General features: G+C 69.9%; 25 protein-coding genes. 16 read left to right on the forward strand and 9 right to left on the reverse strand.

Annotated features, from left to right (window positions below; genetic code table 11):
• Nucleotides 1-81: 81 nt before the first annotated feature.
• From FB561_RS14710 to FB561_RS37900, 5 genes are all read left to right on the forward strand, one after another.
• Nucleotides 82-498: a coenzyme B12-dependent isobutyryl CoA mutase small subunit gene (locus FB561_RS14710; RefSeq protein WP_145807039.1), complete on the forward strand. Its 417-nt coding sequence runs from the start codon at nucleotides 82-84 to the stop codon at nucleotides 496-498.
• Nucleotides 499-913: 415 nt separating this feature from the next.
• Entirely contained in the window at nucleotides 914-2,176 is a 1,263-nt protein-coding gene (locus FB561_RS14715; RefSeq protein WP_238334819.1) for an ABC transporter substrate-binding protein, read from the forward strand.
• Between the two features lie 98 nt (nucleotides 2,177-2,274).
• Nucleotides 2,275-3,321, forward strand: coding sequence for a carbohydrate ABC transporter permease (locus FB561_RS14720; protein ID WP_420371343.1), 1,047 nt, complete (start codon nucleotides 2,275-2,277; stop codon nucleotides 3,319-3,321).
• Nucleotides 3,321-4,181, forward strand: coding sequence for a carbohydrate ABC transporter permease (locus tag FB561_RS14725; protein ID WP_145807043.1), 861 nt, complete (start codon nucleotides 3,321-3,323; stop codon nucleotides 4,179-4,181). The genes FB561_RS14720 and FB561_RS14725 overlap by 1 nt, the downstream gene beginning before the upstream one ends.
• A complete protein-coding gene (locus FB561_RS37900; protein ID WP_170284675.1) occupies nucleotides 4,178-4,333 on the forward strand; it encodes a hypothetical protein in 156 nt (51 codons plus the stop codon). The genes FB561_RS14725 and FB561_RS37900 overlap by 4 nt, the downstream gene beginning before the upstream one ends.
• A 61-nt stretch (nucleotides 4,334-4,394) precedes the next feature.
• Here the strand turns inward: FB561_RS37900 and FB561_RS14730 are convergent, their stop codons facing one another.
• Complete coding sequence (locus tag FB561_RS14730) at nucleotides 4,395-6,032, reverse strand: glycoside hydrolase family 13 protein (RefSeq protein WP_145807045.1); 1,638 nt, start codon at nucleotides 6,030-6,032, stop codon at nucleotides 4,395-4,397.
• 185 nt (nucleotides 6,033-6,217) lie between these two features.
• Here FB561_RS14730 and sucC point away from each other — a divergent pair, with 185 nt between their 5' ends.
• The gene (gene sucC, locus FB561_RS14735; RefSeq protein WP_145807047.1) at nucleotides 6,218-7,390 is read left to right on the forward strand and encodes an ADP-forming succinate--CoA ligase subunit beta; all 1,173 of its coding nucleotides are present in this window, start codon (nucleotides 6,218-6,220) and stop codon (nucleotides 7,388-7,390) included.
• A 13-nt stretch (nucleotides 7,391-7,403) separates the two neighbouring features.
• Entirely contained in the window at nucleotides 7,404-8,294 is an 891-nt protein-coding gene (gene sucD, locus FB561_RS14740) for a succinate--CoA ligase subunit alpha (RefSeq protein ID WP_145807049.1), read from the forward strand.
• Nucleotides 8,295-8,367: 73 nt separating this feature from the next.
• On the opposite strand, the gene FB561_RS14745 is transcribed toward sucD, so the two are convergent.
• Nucleotides 8,368-9,702, reverse strand: a complete 1,335-nt coding sequence (locus tag FB561_RS14745) for a hypothetical protein (RefSeq protein ID WP_238334820.1) — start codon at nucleotides 9,700-9,702, stop codon at nucleotides 8,368-8,370.
• A 146-nt stretch (nucleotides 9,703-9,848) separates the two neighbouring features.
• On the opposite strand from FB561_RS14745, the gene FB561_RS14750 reads away from it, so the two are divergent.
• The 4 genes from FB561_RS14750 (at nucleotide 9,849) to FB561_RS14765 (ending at nucleotide 14,040) form a co-directional block, all read left to right on the forward strand.
• Nucleotides 9,849-11,105: a cell division protein PerM gene (locus FB561_RS14750; RefSeq protein ID WP_145807051.1), complete on the forward strand. Its 1,257-nt coding sequence runs from the start codon at nucleotides 9,849-9,851 to the stop codon at nucleotides 11,103-11,105.
• A gap of 9 nt (nucleotides 11,106-11,114) precedes the next feature.
• A complete protein-coding gene (purN, locus tag FB561_RS14755) occupies nucleotides 11,115-11,747 on the forward strand; it encodes a phosphoribosylglycinamide formyltransferase (RefSeq protein ID WP_145807053.1) in 633 nt (210 codons plus the stop codon).
• Nucleotides 11,744-13,303: a bifunctional phosphoribosylaminoimidazolecarboxamide formyltransferase/IMP cyclohydrolase gene (gene purH / locus FB561_RS14760; RefSeq protein WP_145807055.1), complete on the forward strand. Its 1,560-nt coding sequence runs from the start codon at nucleotides 11,744-11,746 to the stop codon at nucleotides 13,301-13,303. Before purN ends, purH begins: the two co-directional genes overlap by 4 nt.
• Nucleotides 13,304-13,389: 86 nt before the next feature.
• Nucleotides 13,390-14,040, forward strand: coding sequence for a phosphotransferase (locus FB561_RS14765; RefSeq protein WP_145807057.1), 651 nt, complete (start codon nucleotides 13,390-13,392; stop codon nucleotides 14,038-14,040).
• A gap of 530 nt (nucleotides 14,041-14,570) precedes the next feature.
• Here the strand turns inward: FB561_RS14765 and FB561_RS14770 are convergent.
• Nucleotides 14,571-15,491 (reverse strand): alpha/beta fold hydrolase, encoded by a 921-nt coding sequence (locus tag FB561_RS14770; protein WP_145807060.1) that lies wholly within the window; start codon nucleotides 15,489-15,491, stop codon nucleotides 14,571-14,573.
• A 63-nt stretch (nucleotides 15,492-15,554) separates the two neighbouring features.
• Entirely contained in the window at nucleotides 15,555-16,490 is a 936-nt protein-coding gene (locus tag FB561_RS14775) for a helix-turn-helix domain-containing protein (protein ID WP_145807062.1), read from the reverse strand.
• A gap of 70 nt (nucleotides 16,491-16,560) precedes the next feature.
• Here FB561_RS14775 and FB561_RS14780 point away from each other — a divergent pair, with 70 nt between their 5' ends.
• Both FB561_RS14780 and FB561_RS14785 read left to right on the forward strand, forming a co-directional pair.
• Nucleotides 16,561-16,875 (forward strand): cupin domain-containing protein, encoded by a 315-nt coding sequence (locus FB561_RS14780; RefSeq protein WP_145807064.1) that lies wholly within the window; start codon nucleotides 16,561-16,563, stop codon nucleotides 16,873-16,875.
• A gap of 26 nt (nucleotides 16,876-16,901) precedes the next feature.
• Nucleotides 16,902-17,432 (forward strand): GNAT family N-acetyltransferase, encoded by a 531-nt coding sequence (locus FB561_RS14785; protein ID WP_145807066.1) that lies wholly within the window; start codon nucleotides 16,902-16,904, stop codon nucleotides 17,430-17,432.
• Nucleotides 17,433-17,471: 39 nt separating this feature from the next.
• On the opposite strand, the gene FB561_RS14790 is transcribed toward FB561_RS14785, so the two are convergent.
• From FB561_RS14790 to FB561_RS14800, 3 genes are all read right to left on the reverse strand, one after another.
• Nucleotides 17,472-18,458: a pirin family protein gene (locus tag FB561_RS14790; protein ID WP_145807068.1), complete on the reverse strand. Its 987-nt coding sequence runs from the start codon at nucleotides 18,456-18,458 to the stop codon at nucleotides 17,472-17,474.
• Nucleotides 18,459-18,566: 108 nt separating this feature from the next.
• Entirely contained in the window at nucleotides 18,567-20,732 is a 2,166-nt protein-coding gene (locus FB561_RS14795) for an MMPL family transporter (RefSeq protein ID WP_145807070.1), read from the reverse strand.
• 69 nt (nucleotides 20,733-20,801) lie between these two features.
• Nucleotides 20,802-21,356, reverse strand: coding sequence for a TetR/AcrR family transcriptional regulator (locus FB561_RS14800; RefSeq protein ID WP_238334821.1), 555 nt, complete (start codon nucleotides 21,354-21,356; stop codon nucleotides 20,802-20,804).
• A 112-nt stretch (nucleotides 21,357-21,468) separates the two neighbouring features.
• On the opposite strand from FB561_RS14800, the gene FB561_RS14805 reads away from it, so the two are divergent.
• Together FB561_RS14805 and FB561_RS14810 are read left to right on the forward strand one after the other, a co-directional pair.
• Entirely contained in the window at nucleotides 21,469-22,341 is an 873-nt protein-coding gene (locus tag FB561_RS14805) for a bifunctional methylenetetrahydrofolate dehydrogenase/methenyltetrahydrofolate cyclohydrolase (RefSeq protein ID WP_145807072.1), read from the forward strand.
• The gene (locus FB561_RS14810; protein WP_145807074.1) at nucleotides 22,341-22,613 is read left to right on the forward strand and encodes a DUF3017 domain-containing protein; all 273 of its coding nucleotides are present in this window, start codon (nucleotides 22,341-22,343) and stop codon (nucleotides 22,611-22,613) included. The genes FB561_RS14805 and FB561_RS14810 overlap by 1 nt, the downstream gene beginning before the upstream one ends.
• A gap of 106 nt (nucleotides 22,614-22,719) precedes the next feature.
• Here the strand turns inward: FB561_RS14810 and FB561_RS14815 are convergent, their stop codons facing one another.
• Entirely contained in the window at nucleotides 22,720-23,712 is a 993-nt protein-coding gene (locus FB561_RS14815; protein WP_145807075.1) for a malate dehydrogenase, read from the reverse strand.
• Nucleotides 23,713-23,883: 171 nt separating this feature from the next.
• A complete protein-coding gene (locus FB561_RS14820; RefSeq protein ID WP_145807077.1) occupies nucleotides 23,884-25,062 on the reverse strand; it encodes a hypothetical protein in 1,179 nt (392 codons plus the stop codon).
• A 136-nt stretch (nucleotides 25,063-25,198) separates the two neighbouring features.
• Between FB561_RS14820 and FB561_RS14825 the strand changes: the two genes are divergently transcribed.
• Complete coding sequence (locus FB561_RS14825; protein WP_145807079.1) at nucleotides 25,199-26,005, forward strand: spermidine synthase; 807 nt, start codon at nucleotides 25,199-25,201, stop codon at nucleotides 26,003-26,005.
• Nucleotides 26,006-26,047 lie beyond the last annotated feature (42 nt).

Raw genomic sequence — 26,047 nt, forward strand, 5'->3', positions numbered from 1 at the left:
GTGTCTTATCCGTGAGGTGCCGCTCGGCTAGCCTGCGATTCTGGACGCAAAGCGGCGTCCGAGGATCGAAAGGCCACCACCATGCCTGCCACGAGCACCCTGCGGATCGTCGTCGCCAAGCCGGGCCTGGACGGGCACGACCGGGGCGCGAAGATCGTCGCCCGCGCGCTGCGTGACGCCGGCATGGAGGTCATCTACACCGGCCTGCACCAGACCCCGGAGCAGATCGTCGAGACCGCCATCGCCGAGGACGCGGACGCGATCGGCCTGTCGGTGCTGTCCGGCGCGCACATGACCTTGTTCCGCAAGGTCCGCGAACTCCTGCAGAGCAAGGACGCGGACGACATCGTGGTCTTCGGTGGCGGGATCATCCCCGAGGCCGACCTGCAGCCGCTCGCCGAACTCGGCGTCCGCCGCATCTTCACCCCCGGCGCCCCGACGGCCGAGATCGTCGACTGGGTCCGGACCAACGTCGGCGACGCCTCCGCCGCCTCCTGACCCCGCGCGTCCGGCGCCGTCCGTCCGGGTGATTCCTGACCCGTCAGTCAAGCGTCCGATCCGCTCCGGAGCGTGCTGACGACGTTGCGCAGTCGTTCTGAACCGATCACCGGGTTTCAGAGAAGTTACTAATCGGTAATACCGAATCGTTAAGAAAGACCCGGTTGTGCGGGGTACCGAATCGCGGTCGCATACAGCCATGCGTTCGTCCGTTCAGGGGATCGATCAGGTGTGTGGCTCAGGACACATCGCCCCCGATCTCGGTACTGTCCGGGCAAGGCGGCTCGCAGCGTGGTGGGGAGCTGCGAACGGCCGACGCAGGACCAAGTGATTCCCATCGGGAGAGGGCAGGTAAACGATGAGGTTTGAACGATCACACACACGCAGGGCGGCCGCCGCGGCCGTTGTCGGCAGCATGGTGCTGTTCGCGTCCGCGTGTGGCGGTGACGGCGGCGACAGCGGTAGCGATGGGGGCTCGGCCGGGGGAGCACTCGAGGGCCGCGGTCCGATCACCTTTGCCACCGGCAAGGACACCTCCGGGAACCTGACGAACCAGGTAGCGGCGTGGAACTCGCAGCACCCGGACGAGAAGGTCACGGTCTCCGAGCTGCCGGAGTCCGCCGACGCACAGCGTCAGCAGATGGTGCAGAACGCGCAGAACAAGCAGGACTCGTTCAGCGTGCTGAACCTGGACGTCGTCTGGACGGCCGAGTTCGCGGCGAACCGCTGGGTCGTGGAGCTTCCGCAGGACCAGTTCCCGAGCCTCGGCAACGCGATCCCGGCGACGGTCGAGACGGCGAAGTACCGCGACAAGCTGTACGCGGTCCCGATCACCTCCGACGGCGGTCTGCTCTACTACCGCAAGGATCTGCTGGACAAGGCCGGCGTCCAGGCGCCGACCACCTGGGCCGAGATGCAGGCCGCGTGCCAGAAGGTCAAGGCGCTGCCGGAGGGCAAGAGCCTGAACTGCTACGCGGGCCAGTTCGAGAAGTACGAAGGCCTGACGGTGAACTTCTCCGAGGCGGTCAACTCGGCGGGCGGTGTGGTCGTCGGCAAGGACGGCAAGCCGAACGTCGACACCCCGGAGGCGCTGGCCGGCCTCGAGACGCTGACCAACGGTTTCTCCACCGGTGAGATCCCGAAGGCCGCGATCACCTACAAGGAAGAAGAAGGCCGCCGTGCCTTCCAGGAAGGCAACCTGATCTTCCACCGCAACTGGCCGTACGTGTACGCGCTCGCGGGCAAGACGGACGGTTCGTCGAAGATCGCCGGCAAGTTCGCGGTCGCGCCGCTGCCGGGCAAGGACGGCGCCGGTGTGTCCACCCTCGGTGGCCACAACTACGCCATCAGCGCCTTCGCCAAGAACAAGGCGACCGCGGCCGACTTCATCAAGTTCATGGCCAGCGAGGAGCGGCAGCGGGCGAACGTCGAGAAGACGTCGCAGGCGCCGACCTGGGCCAGCCTCTACGACGACGCGGCGCTGCAGAAGCAGTTCCCGTACCTCACTCCGCTGAAGGCGTCGATCGAGAAGGCCCAGCCCCGGCCGACCGTGGTCAAGTACGGCGACGTCACCGCTGCCATCCAGGAAGCGGCCTACGACGCGCTCACCAACAAGAAGCCGCCGAAGCAGGCGCTCACCGACTTGCAGACCAAGTTGAGCAGCCTGATCACCAACTGATCGAGATGGACCGGGGTCGGTGCACAGTGCAAAGCAGCTGCGTGCCGACCCCGGCCGTTTGACTGCCCTGGTGGGTCCAGGGCAAGAAGGAGGCAGCGGTGAGTGCATCCGCGCCGGTCGCAGATCGACCGGTGAACAAAGCCCCGAAGTCCGGTAAGCAGCGGCGTCACGACGAAGGCACCGGGAAACTGGCGGCCATTCTGCTATCGCCGACGATGCTCGTCCTGGGTCTCGTCGTCCTGTTCCCCATCGTGATGGCCCTGCGGGAGTCGCTGTTTCAGGCGGGCGGCGTCGACCCCGAGACCGGTTTCGTCAACGAGGGTTCGACTTTCGTCGGTCTGAAGAACTACGCCGACATCTTCTCCGGTCCCACCGGGGAGCGGTTCTGGAACGCCTTCTACAACACCACCTTCTTCACCGTCACCTGCGTGATCCTCGAAACGATCCTGGGTGTCGCGATGGCGTTGGTGATGCACAAGGCGTTCAAGGGCCGGGCCATCGTGCGGGCCAGCATCCTGGTTCCGTGGGCCATCCCGACCGTCGTCTCGGCCCTGCTGTGGAAGTGGATCTTCCAGGCCGACGGCGCGGCGAACGCCATCATCGGGCGGCAGATCCTGTGGTCGACCGAAGGTTGGCAATCGGTGTTGTCGGTGATCGTCGCCGACACCTGGAAGACGGCACCGTTCATCGGTCTGTTGGTACTCGCGGGCCTGCAGACCATTCCGGCCGACGTCTACGAGGCGGCCAAGGTGGACGGCGCCAGTGCCTGGCAGCAGTTCGTCCGCATCACGCTGCCGCTGGTGAAGCCGGCGCTGCTGGTGGCGGTGCTGTTCCGCATGCTCGACACGCTGCGGATCTTCGACCTGCCGTTCGTCCTGGTCGGTCCCCGGAAGGAATCGGTGGAGACCCTGTCCATGCTGGCCTACGACGAGGCCTTCAACACCAGGTACGGCCCGGCGGCGGCGTACGCGACCATCCTGTTCATCTACGTCGCGGTGGTGGCGTTCGCGTTCGTCAAGCTGCTCGGCGCCGACGTACTGGGCGACGCGGTGCAGAAGAAGAAGAACAACAACAAGGGCAAGCGGGTTCGTAAGGCTCCCGCCGGTGTTCCGGAGGCCGGTCTGGCGTCCGGGGGAGGTGCGTGATGGCTACCGCGACCGCAACCAAGATCCGGCCGGAGGGCAGCTGGCTCAAGCGGTGGGCACCGCTGCTCGGCGTGGCGCTGATCGTCATCTACTGCCTGGCGCCGTTCTACTGGATGCTCGTCTCGGCGCTGCGCCGGCCGACCGACCAGTTCGACAACTCGTTCATCCCGCGGCCGTTCTCGCTGGACAACATCAAGGACGTGTTCAAGGACGGCACCGGCTTCGGCCGGGGCCTGCTGAACAGCCTGCTGGTGGCCGGTTCGGTGACCATCCTGACGCTGCTGATCGGGTTGGTCGCGGCCTACACGCTGGCCCGGCTGGACTTCAAGTTCAAGAACCTCGTGCTCGCGATCATCATCACGACCTCGATGTTCCCCGGGATCTCGCTGATCGTTCCGCTGCTCAAGCTGTTCATCGACATCGGCTGGATCAACACGTACCAGGCGATGATCGTGCCCAGCCTCTCGTTCGCGCTGCCGCTGGCGGTCTGGACGCTGACGGCGTTCTTCCGGCAGATGCCGCGGGAGCTGGAGCAGGCCGCGATGGTGGACGGCTGTACGCCGGCCCAGGCGTTCCGGAAGGTCATCCTGCCGCTCGCCGCGCCCGGTGTGTTCACCACCGCGATCATCACCTTCATCGCGGCGTGGAACGAGTTCCTGATCGCCCTCAGCATGGTGCAGATCAAGGAGCGCCAGACGGCGAACGTGATCATCTCGCAGTTCACCGGGACGTCCGGCCGGGACCAGCCGTTCGGCAGCCAGATGGCGGCGGGTGTCATCGTCACGATTCCGCTGGTGATCGCGGTGCTGCTGTTCCAGCGGCGCATCGTGGCCGGGCTGACGGCCGGTGGTGTGAAGTGAGTTGGGGCCGCGATCGGGCCGAGCGGGACCGCCGGGACCGGGACGACCGGGATCGGCGGGATCGCGAGGACCAGGAGCGGCGGGACCGGGAGGACCGGGACCGGTGGGAGCGCGACGAGCGTGACCGCCGCGACCGGGATCGTTACCGGTAGCCGACACAGCGGAAGGGGCTGGAACCGACTCGGTTCCAGCCCCTTCTCGTTGGTCGGGACGTCAGAGCTGCAGCCAGACCGCGGCGTCGACGGGGACCTTGTCGCCGGCGAGGGGCTCGCTGGCCAACAGGATGTTCGCGTGCGGCGGCAGGTCGGCCGGGTGCTCGCTGAGGTTGACGACGCAGCGGAAGCCGGGGTCGCGGGTGAAGGACAGGACACCGGCCGGCGCGTCCTCGTCCCAGGCCAGCCGGCCCTCGCCCAACCCCGGGTGCTCGCGGCGGATCCGCAGGGCGGCCTTGTACAGGTTGAGGTGGCTGTCCGGGTCGCCCGCCTCGGCCTCGGCGGTCAGCGCGGCCCAGTTGTCCGGCTGTGGGAGCCACGGCTGCAGGTCGCTCGGCCCGAACTCGTACGGCGGTTCGGCGCCGCCCCACGGGATCGGGACGCGGGCGCCGTCGCGACCGCGGACGGTGTGGCCGGAGCGCTCCCAGGTCGGGTCGTCCAGGGACTCCTCGGGCAGGTCCTCCACCTCGGGCAGACCGAGCTCGTCGCCCTGGTAGATGTACGCCCCGCCCGGCAGCGCGAGCTCGAGCAGCGCGGCCGCGCGGGCCCGGCGAAGACCGAGCTCGAGGTTCGTCGGGACCACGCCCGCGCCCTCCAGCGCGTCCCGCTGGTCCCGGCCGTACCGGGAGCGGTGCCGGATCGTGTCGTGGTTGCTCAGCACCCAGGTCGCCGGGGCGCCGACGGCCCAGAGGTTCTCGGTGGTGTGGTCGATGACCTCACGCAGTTCCTTGGCGTCCCAGGAACACCGCAGGACGTCGAAGTTGAACGCCGAGTGCAGCTCGTCGGCGCGGACGTACTGGGCCAGCCGCTCAGCCGGGGACAGCCACGCCTCGGCGACGAAGACCCGCGGACCCTGCGGGGTGTCGGCGTACTCGTCGGCGATCGCGCGCCAGCGCTGGTGGATCGTGTGCACCCCGGGCTGGTCGTAGAACGGGTTGCCGACGTACTTCTCCCGGGTCGGCTGCCCGTCCTTGAGGGGTACGTCCGGCAGCGTCGGGTCCTTGGCCATCGAATCGGCCACGTCGATCCGGAACCCGTCGACGCCGCGGTCGAACCAGAACCGCAGGATCGCGTCGAACTCGGCGATCACGTCCGGGTGGTCCCAGTTCCAGTCCGGCTGGGAGATGTCGAAGAGGTGCAGGTACCACTGGCCGTCGTCGATCTGCTGCCAGGCGCCACCGCCGAACGCGGCCGGCCAGTTCGTCGGCGGCTGCCCGTCCTCGCCGTCGCGGAACCAGAACCGGGCCCGTTCCGGCGACCCCTTGCCCGCTTCCAGGGCGGCCTTGAACCACGGGTGCTCCCAGGAGCAGTGGTTCGGCACCAGGTCGATCAGGACCCGGATCCCGAGCGCGTGCGCCTCCTCGATCAGCGCGTCCGCGTCCGCGAGCGTGACGAAGTCCGGGTTGATGTCCCGATAGTCGGACACGTCGTAGCCGCCGTCGAGCAGCGGGGAGGGGTACCAGGGGCTGATCCAGATCGCGTCGACACCGAGGTCGGCGAGGTACGGCAGCCGGGCGCGGATCCCGTCCACGTCGCCGACCCCGTCGCCGTTCGCGTCCGCGAACGAGCGCGGGTACACCTGGTACACGACCGCGCTTCGCCACCAGTCGTCCACTGGTCTGGTTGCTGCATCCGTCATGGGTACCAGCCTGTCACGACCGGCCAACCGGCCTGTGACCGTCGTCTCAGCCCGTACCCCGGGTATCGCGGCGGCCACCGGGGTGGCTAGTCTCGGGCCGACGGAACGCGCCGGCGACCGTGCCTCTCTACGCACCGCAGCCTGCCGCGGAAACCCGCAAAATTGGCCAGAGAGGGACCACAGTCGTGGATCTGATGGAGTACCAGGCGAAGACCGTCTTCGCCAAGCACGGGGTGCGGACGACCGTCGGTGAGGTCGTCACCACGCCGGAAGAGGCCCGGGCGGCCGCCGAGAAGATCGGTGGCAAGGTCGTCGTGAAGGCCCAGGTGAAGACCGGCGGCCGGGGCAAGGCCGGCGGCGTGAAGCTCGCCTCCTCGCCCGACGAGGCGGAGGAGAAGGCGCGCGAGATCCTCGGTCTGGACATCAAGGGCCACATCGTCCGGACGCTCAACATCGTGCCGGCCGCGGCGATCGCCGAGGAGTACTACTTCTCCTTCCTGATCGACCGGGCCAACCGCAACTACCTGTGCATCGCCTCCGCCGCCGGCGGGATGGAGATCGAGGAGGTCGCGCACACCAACCCGGACGCGGTCGCCAAGATCTCGATCGACCCGGCCACCGGGGTGGACGCCGCGAAGGCGCGCGAGATCGCCGAACAGGCGGGCTACCCGGCCGACGTGCTGGACGCCGCGGCGACCGAGATCGCCAAGTTGTACGAGGTCTTCCTGGCCGAGGACGCCTCGCTGGTCGAGGTGAACCCGCTGGTCAAGCTCGCCGACGGCAACGTCGAGGCGCTCGACGGCAAGGTCACGCTGGACGAGAACGCGGACTTCCGGCACCCGGAGCACGCCGAGTTCGCGGACGCGTCGGCGGAGGACCCGCTGGAGGCCGCGGCCAAGGCCAAGGGCCTGAACTACGTGAAGCTGGACGGCACCGTCGGCATCATCGGCAACGGTGCCGGCCTGGTCATGTCGACCTTGGACGTCGTTGCGTACGCGGGTGAGGAGTTCGGCGGGCAGAAGCCGGCCAACTTCCTCGACATCGGTGGTGGCGCGAGCGCCGAGGTGATGGCGAACGGCCTGGAGATCATCATCTCCGACCCGCAGGTGAAGAGCGTGTTCGTGAACGTCTTCGGCGGCATCACCGCCTGTGACGCGGTCGCGAACGGCATCGTGCAGGCGTTCGAGCTGCTCGCGTCCCGCGGCGAGGCGGTCGACAAGCCGCTGGTCGTCCGGCTGGACGGCAACAACGCCGAGGAGGGCCGCCGGATCCTCGACGAGGCCGGCCTGGCCGGTCTGGAGCGGGTCGACACGATGGACGGTGCCGCCAAGCGCGCCGCCGAGCTGGCTGCGAAGTAAGGGATTAGCTGACATGTCTATCTTCCTGACCAAGGACAGCAAGGTCATCGTCCAGGGCATGACCGGCTCCGAAGGCACCAAGCACACCACCCGGATGCTTGCCTCCGGCACCAACATCGTCGGCGGCGTGAACCCGCGCAAGGCGGGCCAGAGCCAGGACTTCGACGGCAAGGCCGTACCGGTCTTCGGTACCGTCGCGGACGCGGTGAAGGAGACCGGCGCGAACGTGTCGGTCATCTTCGTGCCGCCGAAGTTCACCAAGGACGCCGTGCTCGAGGCGGTCGACGCCGAGGTGCCGCTGGTCGTGGTGATCACCGAGGGCGTGCCGGTGCACGACACCGCCGCGTTCTTCGCCGCCGCGCAGGCGTCCGGCAGGACCCGGATCATCGGCCCGAACTGCCCCGGCATCATCACCCCGGGCGCGTCGAACGCGGGCATCATCCCGGCCGACATCGCCGGCCAGGGCCGGATCGGCCTGGTCTCGAAGTCCGGCACGCTGACGTACCAGATGATGTACGAGCTGCGGGACTTCGGCTTCTCCACCGCGATCGGCATCGGTGGTGACCCGATCATCGGCACCACCCACATCGACGCGTTGCAGGCGTTCCAGGACGACCCGGACACCGACGCGATCGTGATGATCGGCGAGATCGGCGGCGACGCCGAGGAGCGGGCCGCGGCGTTCATCAAGGAGAACGTCACCAAGCCGGTCGTCGGCTACGTCGCGGGCTTCACCGCGCCGGAGGGCAAGACGATGGGTCACGCGGGTGCGATCGTGTCCGGCTCGTCCGGCACCGCGGCCGCGAAGCAGGAGGCCCTCGAGGCCGTCGGCGTGAAGGTCGGCAAGACGCCGACCGAGACCGCCAACCTGATGCGCGAGATCATGCAGAACCTGACCAAGTAGGTCAGCCCAGCTCGTACCACGGGCCCGTGGCCGAGGCAGTCGCCTCAGCCGCGGGCCCGTAGTACGTCCGGACCTACTTGAAGGTGGCGGAGCGTTCGGCGGCGCGGCTCAGGATCTCGGTGAACGCGGTGTCGGTGATGTCGAGTTCCTTCAGCACCGGGTAGACGACGTAGATCGCCCGGCTGCCGGTCGCGGCGATCCCGATCCGGTAGGTGAAGATCTTGCCGCCGCCGGTGTCGTAGCTGGCCTTCCACGCCTCGCCCTTGACCGTGCTCAGGGTGACCGAGCCGGTGGTCTTCACGGTCGCGTTCGAGGTGGTCTTCTGGCAGCCGTCGACGTTCTTGCGGATCAGGCTGACGAACGACGTGGCGGTGGCCGGGCTGGCGAACTGGTACACCGTGGTGTCCAGACCGAACTCGGTCGGGACGTCGGCCTCCGGGACCACGTAGGTCTGGGCCTTGGACTTGGTCGGCTTGGACTTCTTCAGGTCGATCTTCTCGCAGCCGGTCCCGGCCCGCAGGCCGCTGGTCACGCTGACCCACGGCTTGTCCACCGACGGCAGCACCGGCAGGTCGATCGGGGCCATGAACCCGGCCGGCTCCCCGGTCGGCAGCAGGCTCGGCTTGGCGGTCAGCGTGCCGGAGCCGCAGTCCGCGCCGGTCTGGGCGCAGATCCGCTTCAGCCCGGCGCTGGCGGTCGCGAGCACACCGTCCGGCTTCGGTGGGGTCCCCGCGGCGCTGTCGTGTTCCAGCACCATCGTCGCCTGGCCGGCCGTGGTCACGCTGACCATCCGGTATTTGTTGCTCTTGCCGGCCGGGGTGCCGAACACGGCGATCACGCCGCGCTCGCCGAGTCCCTGGGTGGCGTAGCTGGCCACCAGCCGGATCTGCGGGGTGTTGCACTGGCTCAGCCAGCCGGTGATCGTGGTGTACGCCTTGCCGGCGGCGCTCGGGTCGTTGGAGACCTCGACGTACTGCACCGCGGTGTCCTTGGTGCTCGCGTTCCGGAACGTGCGGACCCAGGTCCGGACTCCGGCCGGGTCGGCGAACCGCTGGGCCTGGCAGACGAACGACTTGTCCGGGGCGCTGCTGCCGTCGGCGGTCCCGGCGACCGCCCACGCGCCGGTGGTGGTCAGCGGTTTGGCGGCAGTGCCGTCGATCAGGACCTTGGCGTCGGCGAGCAGGTTCTGGTCCTTCTGCTCCCCGCCCTTGGCCGCACCGGGCTTGGGGCTCTCCTGGGCCTCGCCGCCGCCGAAGGCGTTCACCGCGGCGACTCCACCCCCGCCGAGCACGAGCAGGGCGGCAGCACCGGCGCCGATGATCTGGTTCCGGCGACGGGACTGCTGACGGCGTGCCTCGCGGGCCGCTGCACGCCCGCCGCTGCGGGGCGCTCGGTGGGAACCGGCCATATCTAGCTGTTGACCTCCTGACTGATTCCAACCGACGGTACCCGGTGACCCGGAGTGATCCAGCGGCAAGCCAGCGCGCCGAAGTCTTCCATATCCGGCGTGTCAGAACGAGTCGTCCCCCGGCAGCGGGCGACGATGGGAGTCAGATGACCGACATGCTGAGCCGTCCGGGCGCCCGTGACGGCGGATCTCACCAGGCGCCCGGACCCGGCTCCGAACTCTCCGCCCCGACCAAGCCGGTCCTGGTCGCCGCCGTGGTCGGCGCCGGCGCCTGCCTGCTCACCGGGCTGCTGACCTGCGCCGCGGTCGCGGTCGTCGGCTGGCTCGCCGCGACCTTCGGCGGCGCCTCCGGAGCGGTCCGCGCCGGCGCCACCGTCTGGCTCGTGGCGCACAAGGCCGGGGCCACGCTCGGCGGCGGCGCGATCACGATCGCGCCGCTCGGGCTCACGCTCTTCCTCGGCTGGTGCCTGTACCGGGGCGGCCGCTTCACCGCGCGGGTCAGCGCGGCCGACCGGACGAAGGACCTGCTCACCGCGGCCCTGGTGTTCTCGGTCGCGTACGGGCTCGGCGCGCTGATCATCGCGCTGCTCACCTCCGACGGCGCGGTGAAGGTGTCCCCGCTGTCCGCGTTCCTCGGGGCCGTCTCGCTCGCGATCGTCGCCGGCACCGCCGGGATCCTGGTCGAGTCCGGGGCCGCCGAGGACCTCGCCGACGCGACCCCGGACGGCCTGCGGGACGCCGTACCGGCTGCGGCCGCCGCGATCCTGGCGATCCTCGGTGCCGCCTCGGTCCTGTACGGGGTGCTGCTGGCGATCCACTTCTCCCGGGTGACCGGGATGCTGGAACTGCTCGACGCGGGCGTGGTCGGCTCGGTCGTGCTGTTCGCGATCTGCCTCGTCCTGCTGCCGAACGTGGTGCTGTACGTGGTGGCGTTCCTGGCCGGACCAGGGTTCCAGCTCGGGGTCGGGACCACGATCGCGCCGACCGGGGTGGACGTGGGCAACCTGCCGGCGCTCCCGCTGCTGGCCGCGGTACCCGAGGACGGCGCGACCCCGACGTACCTGCTGGTGCTCACTGCCCTGGTACCGCTGCTGGCGGGCGTGATCGCCGGGCTGGTCGTGGCCCGACGTGGGCTGGCGGCGCCGGATGCGGAGGCGCTCGGGTGGGACGCGTTCGCGCTGCGGGGTGGGATGGCCGCGTTGCTCGGCGCCGCCGGGTTGCTCGTGCTGATGCTCGTCTCGGGGGGCTCGGCCGGGCCGGGCCGGATGGCCGAGATCGGGATCCCGGCCGCGCTGCCGGCCGCCGGAGTGCTCGGCGCCGGGATGGCGATCGGGGCCGCGGTCACCGCCGGGGTGCTGGCCGCCCGCCGCCCGGCTGACGAGGGGACCGACCCCGAGCGATAAGGTTTGCGCGTGACAGACCCGGTTGCGCCCAGCCCTGATCCCGCGCGACTCGTCGTACTCGTGTCCGGATCCGGCTCGAACCTGCAGGCCCTGCTCGACGCGTGCCAGGACCCGGCGTACGGCGCCCAGGTGGTCGCCGTCGGCGCGGACCGGGACGGGATCGCGAGCCTGGACCGCGCGGCCGCCGCCGGGGTGCCGAGCTTCGTCCACAAGGTCAAGGACTATCCCGAGCGGATCGTCTGGGATCGCGCCCTGACCGCGTCCGTCGCGGAGTACCGGCCCGACCTGGTCGTCTCGGCCGGGTTTCTCAAGCTGGTCGGCGAGGACTTCCTGCACGCGTTCGGCGACCGCTACGTCAACACCCACAACGCGCTGCTGCCGAGCTTCCCCGGCATCCACGGACCGCGGGACGCGCTCGAGTACGGCGTCAAGGTGACCGGCGCGACCCTGTTCTTCGTCGACGGCGGGGTGGACACCGGGCCGATCATCGCCCAGGTGACCGTGCCCGTCGAGGACGACGACACCGAAGACACCCTGTCGGAGCGGATCAAGGAGGTCGAGCGCCGCCAGCTGGTGGACTGGGTCGGCCGCCTGGTCCGCGACGGCTGGACCATCACCGGACGAAAGGTCAGAACGAAGTGAGCACCGACCGCAGGCCGATCCGCCGGGCGCTGATCAGCGTCTACGACAAGACCGGTCTGGAGGAGCTCGCGCAGGCGCTGCACGCCGCCGGGGTCCAGCTGGTGTCGACCGGTTCCACCGCGGCCCGGATCGCCGCGACCGGGGTCCCGGTGACCAAGGTCGAGGAGCTGACCGGGTTCCCCGAGTGCCTCGACGGCCGGGTCAAGACGCTGCACCCGATGGTGCACGCGGGTCTGCTGGCCGACGTCCGCAAGCCCGAGCACGTCGAGCAGCTCGCCGAGATGCGGGTGGAGCCGTTCGACCTGCTGGTGAGCAACCTGTACCCGTTCACCGAGACGGTCGCCTCGGGCGCCGGCGTGGACGAGTGCATCGAGCAGATCGACATCGGCGGCCCGTCGATGGTCCGCGGCGCGGCGAAGAACCACGCGAACGTCGCCGTGGTGACGTCGGCCGACCAGTACGACCAGCTGTACACCGTGCTCGAGGACGGCGGCTTCTCGCTGGCGGAGCGGCAGAAGCTGGCCGCTGCCGCGTTCGTGCACACCGCGGAGTACGACCTCGCCGTGGCGTCCTGGATGGGCAACGTGCTCACCGACAGCGGTGAGGGTTCGGGCTTCCCGGCCTGGGTCGGCTCGGCCTGGGACAAGCAGGCCGTCCTCCGCTACGGCGAGAACCCGCACCAGCCGGCCGCGCTGTACACGAGCGGCCGCGCCGGGCTGGCGTCCGCCGAGCAGCTGCACGGCAAGGAGATGTCGTACAACAACTACGTCGACGCGGACGCGGCCCGGCGGACGGCGTACGACTTCGCCGACCCGGCGGTCGCGATCATCAAGCACGCGAACCCGTGCGGGATCGCGGTCGGCGCCGACATCGCGGAGGCGCACCGGCGAGCGCACGAGTGCGACCCGGTCTCGGCGTACGGCGGCGTGATCGCCACGAACGCGCCGGTGTCGGTCGAGATGGCCAAGCAGGTCGCGGAGATCTTCACCGAGGTGCTCGTCGCCCCGGCGTTCGAGGACGGCGCGGCCGAGATCCTGCAGGCGAAGAAGAACATCCGCCTGCTCGTCGCCCCGCCGCGCGACGACGCGGAGAAGATCGAACTGCGCGCGATCAGCGGCGGCCTGTTGCTGCAGCACACCGACCGCTTCCAGGCCGAGGGCGACGACCCGTCTGCCTGGCAGTTGGCGGCCGGCGACGCGGCGTCCGACGAGGTGCTCGCGGATCTGGCGTTCGCGTGGAAGGCCTGCCGCGCGGTGAAGTCCAACGCGATCCTGCTCGCGTCGCAGGGTGCGTCGGTCGGCGTCGGCATGGGTCAGGTGAACCGCGTCGACTCGTGCCGGCTCGCGGTGTCGCGTGCGGGTGAGCGGGCGGCCGGGTCGGTGGCGGCGTCGGACGCGTTCTTCCCGTTCCCCGACGGGCTCGAGGTGCTGATCGAAGCCGGCGTGAAGGCTGTCGTCCAGCCCGGCGGGTCGATCCGCGACGAGCAGGCGATCGAGGCGGCGCAGAAGGCGGGTATCACGATGTACTTCACCGGGACCCGGCACTTCTTCCACTGATGCGGACCGCCAGCACTCATCAAGGTGCCGCCGACGGCGGGTGGGACGGGTCCGCACGGTGAAGTCGTGGGGTTCGGCAGACGTTGGTGAGTGACGGAGGTCCGCCCGACGACCTTCTGGACCGCTTTCGCGCCGACCAGGCCGAGCCGATCCAGCTCGGCCGGTCCGGCGCCTCGGTGGTGCGGCTCCGTCGGCGGGGCGAAACCCTGTACTACAAGGCCGGGCGCGGTGTGGATCTCGAAGCCGAGCGGCTCGCCTGGCTCCGGGAGACCTCGATCCCGTGTCCACGCATCGTTGACAAGGGCAACGATTGGGTGGTGACGACCGAGCTGGCCGGGCGGGACGCGTCCCAGCCCTGGCCCGCCGCGGATCGGCCCGCCGTCCTCCGGGCGATTGCCGAGGGCATCGAAGTCCTGCATGCGTTGACCGATTGCCCTTTCGGCTCACCGTTTCCTGGCGAGCAAGCAGTCGTCACCCATGGCGACTACGCCGCGCCGAACGTCTTCATCGACCCGGAGACGCTGCGGTTCAGCGGGCTCCTCGACGTCAGCCGGCTCGGGCTCGGTGATCCGTACGTCGACGTCGCGCTGATGGTGAAGAGCCTGTCCGGCACGCTGAATCCCCAGTACGGCGGGCCGCCCGCCGCTCGGTACTTCGCCGAGGCCTACGGCGCCGATCCCGACGACCCGCGGATCGCGGAGTACATCCGCCTCGACAACACGGGCGACTACGCCTAGCGCCAGCTTTGAACGCACTCAGCCGCGGGCAGTGCACCACGTCTTCCCGGCGAAGCGCGCGCAGGCCTTCCAGGGCCCGCCGCGAATTCCGACCATGGGAGTGGTGAGCAAGTCGCCGTTCCATCTCGCCGTCCTGAGGCCCGTGATAGAGCCCGCAGCGCTGACCAGCCAGACCTGATCTCCCTTTTTCACGATGCCGCGTCGACTGCCGAACCATCCGTCGTCGCAGCGTTTGAGAGCCACGGACTGGTACAAGGTGCCCGCGACACTGAGATCGCGGCACGAGCTCGCAGTAACGCTCTCGGACGATGCGACGGCTGACGCGCTCGCCGCGGCCGGGGCGCCGGCGGTGACGGCTCCGATCGCTGCGAACACCACGACGGCTGACCTGGCTCGCATATCCATGGACTCCTTGTTCATCGGCATGTCGGTTGCGAGCGAGCTGCCCGCAGGACACCATCAGATCGAGAGTCGCTGTCACTTCGCTTTCACGCGGCCTGCTCGCCGCCAGGCCCTGCAGGGGCCGCAGCTCAGGTCTTCAGCAGGTCGCCGCAGAAGGAGCGGATGGCGCGGTTGATCATCTCCGGTCGCTCCCACGGCATGAAGTGGCCGGCGCCCTTGACCCAGAACGGGCCGACCGCCGCGGGAAAGGCGACCGCACACCGCTGCTCGACGTTGTCGCCGATCGTGACCTGGTCGGTGCCGATCAGGACCAGGGCCGGTTGCTGGACCGGCCGGTCGAGCATCTCCGGAGCCGACAGGGGCCGGGTGCCCATGACGACCTCATAGTCGGCGAAGGAAGCGCGCAACCGGGCCGCGTCCCCGTACGGCTCGGTCAGGAAGGCGAGGTCGTCCTCGTCGAAGGCGTCGGGCGGACACCACAGGCGATGGCCGTAGAACTCTCCTATGTAGCGCCGCCGTTGCTCGGGCGTGGCCAGTTGGGCGACCAGGGCGTCGGCGTGAAGGCCTTGGAGGCGGTGATAGTCGTAGACGGCAGGCTTGGGCCGGGTCGGCGCGATCCCCGCGGCTGCGAACGCCTCGGCCAGGTCGGGCATGGAGTCGTCCAGGATCACCAGGCGGTCCACTCGGCCGGGGTGGCGATTGGCCAGGTCGATGGCGACCATCGCGCCCAGATCGTGTCCGGCGACGACCGCACGGTCCCATCCGAGCTGGTCGAACAGGCCGACGAGGTCGGAAGCGAACGCGTTGAGGTCGTAGAAGCCGTCCGGCGCGAAGTCGGAGTCCCCGTAGCCGCGCAGATCAGGCGCGACGACGTCGAATCCCGCTTCGGCGAGCGGGGCGAGGTTGTGCGACCAGATCCGGCTCGTGCACGGGAAACCGTGCAGCAGGACCAGCGGTACGCCGCCGTTGCCGCGACGCCGCACCGCCAGGCGGTGTCCCGGGGAGACCTCGATCGTTGTGGGCGCGACAAGCTCGGCTGGAAGGGTCATGGATCAGGTCTACTCCACATTCCGGACGAACAGCTTCCGGAATGTGTACCCCTGAACTCGGGGTCACGGGGTCGCCTGGCGGAAGGCTCGGCGGTATGCGCTGGGCGTGGTCCGGACGGCGGTCTGGAAGCGGCGGCGGAAGTTGGTGGCCGTGGAGAGGCCGACGCGGTGCGCGATGGTTTCGACGGGGAGATCGGTGGACTCCAGCAGGACCCGGGCGCGGGCAACCCGTTGGGCGAGGAGCCACTGGCCGGGGGTGGTGCCGAGCTGTTCGGTGAAGCGGCGGGTCAGGGTCCGCGGGGAGACGGTGAGCCGGGCGGCCAGGTCGTCGAGGGTGAGCGGCTCGGCGAGGTTGTCGGTGGCCCAGTCGAGCAACGGGGACAGCGAATCCGTCGAGGACACAGGCTTCTCCGCGCGGTACTGGACCTGGCCGCCCTCGCGATGCGGCGGCATCACCATCCGCCTCGCGACCCGAGCGGCGTACGCGGCGCCGTGGTCGGCCCGGACGAGTTGCAGGCACAGGTCGATCCCTGTTCCCGAACCAGCGCTGGTGGCGACGTCACCGTGGTCGATGTAGAGCACGTCCGCATCCACGCGGACCGCGGGGTACCGGCGTTGCAGTGCTTCGCTGTACTCCCAGTGGGTGGTCGCGGATCGCCCGTCAAGGAGCCCGGTCGCGGCGAGGGCGAACGAGCCGGAGCAGATGCTGACCAGCCGTGCGCCGCGTCGGTGGGCCCGATGCAGTGCGCGGAGGATCGCGGGCGAGGGCTCGTCGTCGATCGGCAGCCAGCCGGGGACCAGGACGGTGTCGGCGCGATCGAGGCTGCGCAGTCCGCGCGGGACCAGCATCGTGAACCCGTTGACCGTCTCGATCTCGCCGGGCGCCTCGGTACAGACGGAGAACGTGTACCGCTCACCGCGGAACACGGCGGCCGCACAGCCGAGCTCGAAGGTCGACTGCGGCGGCTTCACCAGCGCGACGACGCGATGCGGGGTCATGTCAGAAAAGTACCGCAGGATGACTTTCCAGACACTGGGTTCAGTGGTCGTCGGAGCCGAAGCTGGTCCCATGACGACCTACACCTGGAGCTCGGTAGCGGACGCGCCGACCCGCGACCTGTTCCCCGGCATCCGCCTGCGCACCCTCTGGCAGGGCGACAACGGCGCCCACGCCCACGTCCTCGAGATGGACCCCGGCTCGAAGTGGGAGGGGATCGACGTCCACGACCCAGGTCCGGAAGAGGTCTACGTCATCGAAGGAACCTTCAACGACGGCACCCGCGACTACCCGACCGGCACCTTCCTTCACGCGCCAGCCGGGTCGTCCCACATCCCCCAATCAGAACAAGGCTGCAAACTCTTCCTCTTCTACCCCGAGGGCTAGAGCACAGAAGATGCGAGGATTCAGGGATGACCGTACGCACCTTCGCCGCCGTTGAGACTGCTCGCGAAGATCTGGTTGACGTGTACGCCGACGTGCGGGCGGAGCTTCTCCATTTGCCGAACTACGCAGTGACGGCCTTCGGTGAGAGGCTCGACAGGCATGGGGCGGAGCCGGGATTCGTTGCTGTTGTTGCTTATGCCAATGGTTTTCCGGTGGGTTACGCGTACGCCAACACCATTGAGCACGGCGATCGGTACTGGGAACGCACCACTCCCGCGCCCGCCGACAAGTACACCGAACGCCCGGCCGTGGCGCTGAAGGAGATCGGCGTTCGGGCGGCCTGGCGGAAGACCGGTACTGCGCGGCGTATCCACGACACGCTCTTGGGTACCCGCTCCGAGCCGTTCGTCACGCTCATGGTCAACTCGGCTGCGGGCGACGGAAAGGTCCACTCGCTCTACCGGTCCTGGGGGTACGAGGACATCGGGCAGAGCCAGCCGTCTCCGGCTTCGCCTCTTCTGACCGTGATGATCCGGGCCGTCGGATCCAACAAGTAGGCCCAGCCGGTTCTCGTAGGCCGGCTGGGCCTTGAACAGTTAGTTGGATTCGCGGAGTTCGGTGGGGGCGCCGTGGACTGCGGGGATGGTGCCCAGTTTGCCGGCCTGGAAGTCTTCGAAAGCTTGGATGACTTCGGCGCGGGTGTTCATCACGAACGGGCCGGCCATCGCGACGGGCTCGCGGATCGGGCGGCCGCCGAGGACGAGGACGTCGAGGCTCGGTTCGGCTTGCGGCTGGGTGGCGGCCGCTGCGGTGCGGATCGTGTCGCCCGGGCCGAAGACGGCCAGTTGGCCCTTGCGGATCGGGCGGTGCTCCGCGCCGACGGTGCCCTGGCCGGCCAGGACGTACACGAGTGCGTTGTAGTCCGGCTGCCACGGGAGGACCAGTTCCGCGCTCGGGCTGACCGTTGCGTGGACCAGGGTGATCGGGGTGTGGGTCGAACCGGGGCCGTCGTGGCCGTCGACCGAGCCGGCGATGACGCGGATCAGCGCGCCGCCGTCCGCGGTGGACAGCAGGGCCGAGTCGCCGCCGCGGATGTCCTGGTACCGGGGGGCCGCCCACTTCTGCGCCTTCGGCAGGTTCACCCAGAGCTGGACGCCGTGGAAGAGGCCGCCGCTGACGACCAGGTGCTCCGGCGGCGCCTCGATGTGCAGCAGCCCGGATCCCGCGGTCATCCACTGGGTGTCGCCGTTGGAGATGACGCCGCCGCCACCGGTCGAGTCCTGGTGCTCCATGATCCCGTCGAGCATGTACGTGACGGTCTCGAAGCCGCGGTGCGGGTGCCACGGCGTCCCCTTCGGTTCGCCCGGCGCGTACTCGACCTCGCCCATCTGGTCCATGTGGATGAACGGGTCCAGGTCGCGCAGGTCGACGCCCGCGAACGCGCGGCGAACCGGGAAGCCCTCACCCTCGTACCCGCTCGGCGCCGACGTCACGGAGCGGACCGCCCGCTCGTGGGCGACCGCGGGGTCGGGCTGGTGCACCCGGGGCAGGACGGTGATGTCGCTGACGGTCACGGCTGGCATGGTGCTCTCCTCGGCTCGCAGGTAGTTAAAGAATAAACTAGCTGTCGCAACCACGGCAAGAGGCCCCTCATTCCCACGACGGGAAGAGGGGCCTCCGGCTACCGAGGGTCAGACCTCGACGAGATCCTTGCGATCCTCGCCGGACTCGCGGACGCGCAGCGACTCGCCCTCGATGTCGACGTTCGGCGTGATCCGGTCCAGCCACTTCGGGAACCACCAGGCCCGGTCGCCGAGCAGGCTGAGCACGGCCGGTACCAGCGTCATCCGGACCACGAACGCGTCGATCAGGACGCCGATGGTCAGGCCGAAGCCGATCGTCTTGATGATCGGGTCGTGCACCAGGATGAAGCCGCCGAACACCGACGCCATGATCAGCGCGGCGGCCGTCACCACCCGGGCCCCGTGACCGACGCCCTGGACGGTCGCGTCGTTCGCGTGGAGCCCGTGCACGAACTCCTCCCGGACCCGGGACACGATGAACACCTCGTAGTCCATCGCCAGCCCGAACAGCACGCCCAGCATGATGATCGGCAGGAAGCTCACCAGCGGACCGGGGGAGTCCACGCCGAGCGGCTCGGCACCCCAGCCCTTCTGGAACACCGCGACCGTGATCCCGAACGTCGCCCCGACGGTCAGCAGGAAGCCGAGCGTCGCCTTCAACGGCACCAGGATCGACCGGAACGCCAGCAGCAACAGCAGGAACGACAACCCGATCACGACGATCAGGTACGTCGGCAGCGCGTCGCTGAGCTTGTTCGACACGTCCACGCCGACGGCCGTGTTCCCGGTGACGGAGATGGTCGCGCCGTTCTGCTCCATCGGGCGGACCGCGTCCCGCAGGTTCTTCACCAGGTCGGAGGTCTCCTCGCTCGCGGGACCGCCGGCCGGGATCACGCTCACCAACCGGGTCGAGCCGTCCTCGCTCCCGGGGCCGGGCTGGACCGCGACGACATCCTTGAGGCCCTTCGCCGTCCCGAGCACCTGCTCGGTCAGGGCGTTGGACTGTTGCGCGTTCGGGGTCTTCACCACGACCACGAGCGGACCGTTCGACCCCGGGCCGAACGCGGCCGAGGCGAGGTCGTACGCGACCCGCTGGTTCGTCCCGGCAGCGGCCGAGGCGCCGTCGGGAAGGGCCAGCCGCAGGTCCTGCGTCGGGATCGCCAGCACCCCGAGCCCGATGATGCCCAGGGCAACGACCGGGACGCGGAACCGGGTCACCAGCCGCGCCCAGCGGAAGCCGAAGCCTTCGCCGGAGGGAGCCGCCTTGCGGGCACGCCGTGGCAGCACCCGCTTGCCGACGAAGCCGAGCATGGCCGGCAGCAGCGTGAGGGCGACCAGGACCGCGGTGAGTACGGTCGCCGCGGCCGCGAAGCCCATCGCGGTGAGGAACGGGACACCGACCAGGCTCAATCCGGCCAGCGCGATCACCACGGTCGCCCCGGCGAACGTCACCGCGGAACCAGCGGTCGCGGTGGCCCGGGCGACCGACTCCTCCGGGTCCATCCCCTCGGCCAGCTGGGATCGGTGCCGCGAACTGATGAACAGCGCGTAGTCGATCCCGACCGCGAGACCGAGCATCAGCGCCAGGATCGGCGCGGTCGACGACACCTCGACCACGGACGTGACCAGGAACAGCCCGGCCATCCCGGCGGCGACCCCGATCAACGCGGTGAACAAGGTCATCCCGGCCGCGACCAGCGAGCCGAACGTGACGATCAGGACGACGGCCGCGATCGCGACACCGATGATCTCGGTACTACCGATCTCCGGCGGAGCTCCGACCACACCGCCGCCGGGAACCACGCGCAGGTCGCCGGTACTCAGCGCGTCCAGCTCGTCGTACGCGTCGGTGGTCGCCTTCGGCAGCTCGTCGGCCGACTTGGTGAACTGGACGCTGATCAGGCCGGTCCGCCCGTCCGGGCTGATCGCCTTGCTGGTGAAGGGATCCACCGCCGCGACGACGTCCGGTACCTGGCCGACCTTGGCAACCGCGGTCCCGACGGCCGCCTTCACGGCCGGGTCCATCAGCGTCTTGCCCTCCGGCGCCTGGACGACGACACTCGCCGACGCCCCGCTCGCGGCCGGCAGGTCCTTGGCCAGCGCGTCGAGCGCGCGCTGCGACTCGGTGCCGGGGATGGAGAACGTGTTCGCCGTCTGGCCGCCGAGCGTCAGCGCGCCGACGCCGAGCAGGACGAGCAGGAAGGTCCAGACCGCGGCCACGAGCCGCCGCCGCTGGTACGAGAACCGGCCGAGCCGGTACAGGAGATTGGCCATCAGGATGCGTCCGTTCGAGTGGTTCGGGCGGTCGAGCCGTCGGTACCGCGGGGTCGCGGGCGGGCGTGGCTAGTGCCGGGTCGGTGGCCGGAGCAGCCGGCGCAGGGCGGTGTCGCAGAGCTCGCGGAGCTCGGCGTCGGTCCGCTCGCCGGGATGCCGGCACTCGCCGAGCAACCCGTTGATGGCGAACTTCGCGACGTCCTGCTCCAGCTGGTCGTTGCTGCCGGCCAGGAACTCGGTGAGCCGGAGGCCGTCCGCGATCAGCTCGGCGAACTCCGGCATCTCCTCGATCGTCGGCAGCACGTCCTGCAGCACGTTGATCAGGCCGCGGTACTCGACGGCGAGGTCGACGAACCGGCTGATCGCCTGCTCCTGCCGGTCGGCCACCGAGAGCGGTTCGACCTCGGCGACCAGCTGCCGCAGCGCGAGGTGGGACGGCTCCAGCACGGCCGCGAGGACGGCCGGCTTGCCGTTGAAGTGGTACAGCACCGTGGCCTTCGAGCAGCCGGCGGCCGAGGCGATGTCCTGCAGCGAGGTCGCGCTGTAGCCGCGGCTGACGAACAACCGCATCGCCTGCTGCTCGATCTCCCGCCGGGTCCGCGCCCGGGCCGGTGTCGTCACCATGGGTTCCATCATCCTGACCGATCGGCCAGTCTTCAACCGATCGGTCAGTTCTGTGGCCCAGTTCACCACCGCCGCACCAGCTCCGGGGACCCGCGTGGCAGACTCGTGCCTCGTGACGGCGGAGATTCTGGACGGCAAGGCGACCGCGGCGGCGATCAAGGACGAGCTGAAGGGCCGGGTGGCCACGCTCGCGGAGCAGGGCATCGTGCCGGGGCTCGGCACCATCCTGGTCGGCGACGACCCGGGCAGCCGGGCGTACGTGGCGGGCAAGCACCGGGACTGCGCGGCGGTGGGCATCGCCTCGATCGAGGTCGTGCTGCCGGCCGAGGCGACCCAGGACGACATCGCGGCCAAGGTCCGCGAGCTGAACGAGAACCCGGCCTGCACCGGCTTCATCGTCCAGCTGCCGCTGCCCAAGCACGTCGACACCAACGAGATCCTCGGCCTGATCGACCCGGCCAAGGACGCCGACGGCCTGCACCCGGTCAGCCTCGGCAAGCTGGTGCTCGGCCAGGACGGACCGTTGCCCTGCACCCCGAAGGGCTGCGTCGAGATCCTCCGCCGCTACGACGTACCGATCGCCGGCGCGCACGTGGTCGTGGTCGGGCGCGGGGTCACCGCGGGCCGGCCGATGGGGCTGCTGTTCACCCGCAAGAGCGAGAACGCGACCGTGACCCAGTGCCACACCGGGACGAAGGATCTGGCCGGAGTAGTGCGGACCGGTGACATCGTGATCGCCGCGGCCGGTTCGGCGGGGCTGATCACCGCCGACATGGTCAAGCCCGGCGCCGTCGTCCTGGACGTCGGCACCAGCCGCAGCCCCGAGGGCAAGATCGTCGGCGACGTGGACCCGGCCGCCCGCGAGGTGGCCGGCTGGATCGCGCCGATGCCGGGCGGGATCGGCCCGATGACCCGGGCGATGCTGCTCACCAACGTCGTCGAGGCCGCCGAGGCGGCCGCCGCCGGTACCGGCTCGGCCGGGTGATGGCGACCGTGGCTGAGCGGCGGCGCAGCGAGTGGCCGCTCGCACTGTCCGGCGCGGTCGCCGTGGTCGGCCTGGTCGTGCTCTGGTTCTCCGACTGGCGCAACGGCGTCCTGATCTTCGCCGGCGGCGTCCTCCTCGCCGCCCTGCTCCGCGCCGTCCTCAAGGACGACGCGGCCGGCCTCCTCCGCGTCCGCGGCCGCACCTTCGACACCGTCCTGCTGGTCAGCGTCGGCGCCGCCATCGTCCTGCTCGGCCTCATCGTCCCGAACTGACCGCCGGCCGACCGCTGGTAGTTGCTGCGGGCAACATACGGCTGAGCCCGGAAACGACAAGGACCCCCGGGGTGCTCCCCAGGGGTCCTTGGTGGTTCGGGGTGGGTCAGCCGATCAGGCCGAGGGCCTTGACCGCGTCGCGCTCCTCGCCGAGCTCCTTGGTGCTGGCGTCGATGCGGGCGCGGGAGAAGTCGTTGACCTCCAGGCCCTGGACGATCTCCCAGTTGCCGTCCTTCGTCGTCACCGGGAACGACGAGATCAATCCGGCCGGCACGTCGTACGAGCCGTCGGAGACGACCGCCATCGACAGCCAGTCGCCGTCGGCCGAGCCGCGCAGCCAGTCCCGGGTGTGGTCGATCGTGGCGGCCGCGGCGGACGCGGCCGAGGAGGCGCCGCGGGCCTCGATGATCGCCGCGCCGCGCTTCTGCACGGTCGGGATGAAGTCGTTCTCCAGCCAGGCCTGGTCGTTCACGATCTCGGCGGCGTTCTTGCCGGCCACCTCGGCGTGGAAGATGTCCGGGTACTGGGTGGCCGAGTGGTTGCCCCAGATGGTGAGCTTCTTCAGGTCGGTCACGTGCGTGCCGGTCTTCTTCGCCAGCTGCGCGAGCGCCCGGTTGTGGTCCAGCCGGGTCAGCGCGGAGAACCGCTCGGCCGGGATGTCCGGGGCGTTGCTCTGCGCGATCAGCGCGTTGGTGTTGGCCGGGTTGCCGGTGACGGTGATCCGGATGTCGTCGGCGGCGTGGTCGTTCAGCGCCTTGCCCTGGCCGGTGAAGATGGCGCCGTTGGCCTCCAGCAGGTCACCGCGCTCCATCCCCTTGGTCCGCGGCCGCGCGCCGACCAGCAGGGCCACGTTCGCACCGTCGAAGATGACGTTCGGGTCGTCGCCGATCTCGACGCCGGCCAGCGTCGGGAAGGCGCTGTCGTCGAGCTCCATCACGACGCCCTCGAGCGCCTTCAGGGCCGGGGTGATCTCCAGCAGCCGCAGTTCGACGGGGGTGTCCGGTCCGAGCAGCGCACCGCTCGCGATGCGGAACAGCAGGCTGTAGCCGATCTGGCCGGCAGCGCCGGTGACGGCGACCTTCACGGGGGTAGGGCTCACGACACGCTCCTCAGAGGGTTCTCACTGGGAATTCTCGGTACGGACTTGCTTCGGACGCTAGCAAGTCGGCTGACCGGTGGCGACGGTGGGGCAGGTGATCCGTGCCACCACCGACGACGGGGCGGAGCCGACCAGGTCGGCTCCGCCCCGTGACGGACGAACTGCTGCCGGTCAGCCGGCCGGCGTCTCCGACTCGCTCGGCGAGCTGTCACCACCGGGCGACATGCCGTCGCTCGGCGAGACCGACTCGCTCGGCAGGTCCTCGAAGTTCACGCCCTCGGGGTTCAGGTCGAAGTTCAGCTGCTCGTTGATGGCCGTCATCCGGACGTACGGCCAGCCGACCAGCCCGCCGCGCGGTACGACGTTGAGGGTCACCAGCCACTGCCCGACGTACGCCGAGTGCGGCGCGCCGTTCAGGCTCTTGGTGGTCCAGGCGCCCAGCTCGGCCAGGGCCGGGTCGACCGAGGTCATCGCGGGAACCAGCTGCTTGACGCCGCGGGCGTTCTCGGCCGGGACCTTCGCGTGGCTGCCGTCGATGATGACGGACTCGATCCCGTTCCCGTTGTCGACCAGCACCAGCTGGGACCGGGCGCCGGCGATCGACCCGTCCTCGTCCTTCACCTTGAAGGTCGGGTCGTTGCACTCCAGGCCCTTGCGCTTGCCGCCCCACTCGTTGGAGTCGGAGAACCGGCAGGTCAGCTTGGCCTTCTGCAGGCCCGGCAGCGCCTTCTCCTTGGTGGTCTTCAGCCCCGCGAGCTTCGGGACGATCGCGAACTGCGAGGGCGCCCAGCCCTTGATCGCCAGGTAGGTGCCCTTGTCGATGTTCTTGATCCGCTTGCCCCACTCCAGGGTGTCGCCCTCGGCCGCGTAGATCGCCGCGTCGGACTCGGGCAGAACGGCGGCGGCCAGGATCTTCTCCTGCGCGTCCGGGTCCTTGCCGTAGCCACCGGTGCGGAGGTTGGCCAGGATGACGGTGCCCTGGGCGTCGCTGGCGAACCGCATCGCCGCCTCCCAGACCTGGTCCTGGCCGTCGACCTTGATCGTCTTGCCGATCGAGCACAGCCGCAGGTCGAGGTCCGGATCGGTGGACCTGGTGCACTCGTACCCGGCCGCGGTCAGCTTCTCCTGGACCCGGTCGGCCTGGCCCGGGTCCGCCTTCCACGGTCCGGTCATACCGGTCGGCGTCGGGCTCGGTGTCGACGACGGCTCACCGGAGCCGCTCTGGTCGTCACCGCCGCCGGACGAGTCGGAGCCGCACGCCACCAGGGCGAACGTCAGCAGCGCTGTCGTCGCGACCGCGCCGGCCCGCCGGAACCTCAGGTGCGAACCCATCTCAGCAAGTTCCTCCATCGAGAAAGGGCAGATACGGACAGTGACGATAGCCCCTGCTGGGGTCTGGACCCGGCATCGCCCCGGCGGAGTTGCAGGAAGCTGCAACTCACCGCCCGATCGCGGGGCGTCCGCTCGCCGCTGACAGGATGTCCGGGTGGAGCGCAAGGTCGGATCCGGGACCGCCACCGTCGAGGCCGAGGCGGACGGGACGTTCGTGCTGCGCGTGGACGGTTCGCTGCAGTCCCAGGTCGACCTCGCGGATCCCAGCCGGCTCGGCTTCGAGTACGTCCGCCGCATCGGCGACGTGGCCGACGCGCTGGCGCCCCGGCGGCAACCGATCTCGGTGCTGCACATCGGCGGCGCCGGCCTGACCCTGCCGCGGTACGTCGCGGCCACCCGGCCCCGGTCCCGGCAGATCGTGCTGGAACCGGACGAGGACCTGACCGAGTTCGTCCGCGAGGTGCTCCCACTGCCGAAGCGGGCCGGGATCAAGGTCCGCGGGACGTCCGGCCGGGCCGGGATCGGCGCCGTGTACGAGGACTCGGCCGACCTGGTCATCGTCGACGCGTTCGTCCGTGAGGCCGTCCCGGCGAACCTGGTCACCACCGAGTTCGTGGCCGAGTGCGCCCGGGTGCTGCGGCCCACCGGCGTCCTGGCGCACAACCTGATCGACGGCTCGGCCGGGCTCGGGTTCGTCCGCCGGGTCGCGGCCACGGTGCGTGCGGTGCTCGGCGAGGGCGTGGTGCTCGCGGAGCGCAAAGTCCTGCGGGGCAAGGCTTTCGGCAACGTGGTCGTGGTCGCTTCGGCGCAGGCGGTTCCCGATCTGACCGACGCCGGCCGCCGTGCGCAACCGCCGTACGACGTGCTGTCGCTGGCCGAGCTCGCGGGCAAGGCGGCGCCGTTGACGGACGCGGAGGGATTCGCGTCGCCGGCCGCGCCGTCCGGGACGTTCCGGAAGTGAACAAATCGGCGTCAGCTATCCGGTCGGGCTACGCCGCGACGG

The organism is Kribbella amoyensis, assembly GCF_007828865.1.
In the GTDB taxonomy this organism is placed as follows: domain Bacteria; phylum Actinomycetota; class Actinomycetes; order Propionibacteriales; family Kribbellaceae; genus Kribbella; species Kribbella amoyensis.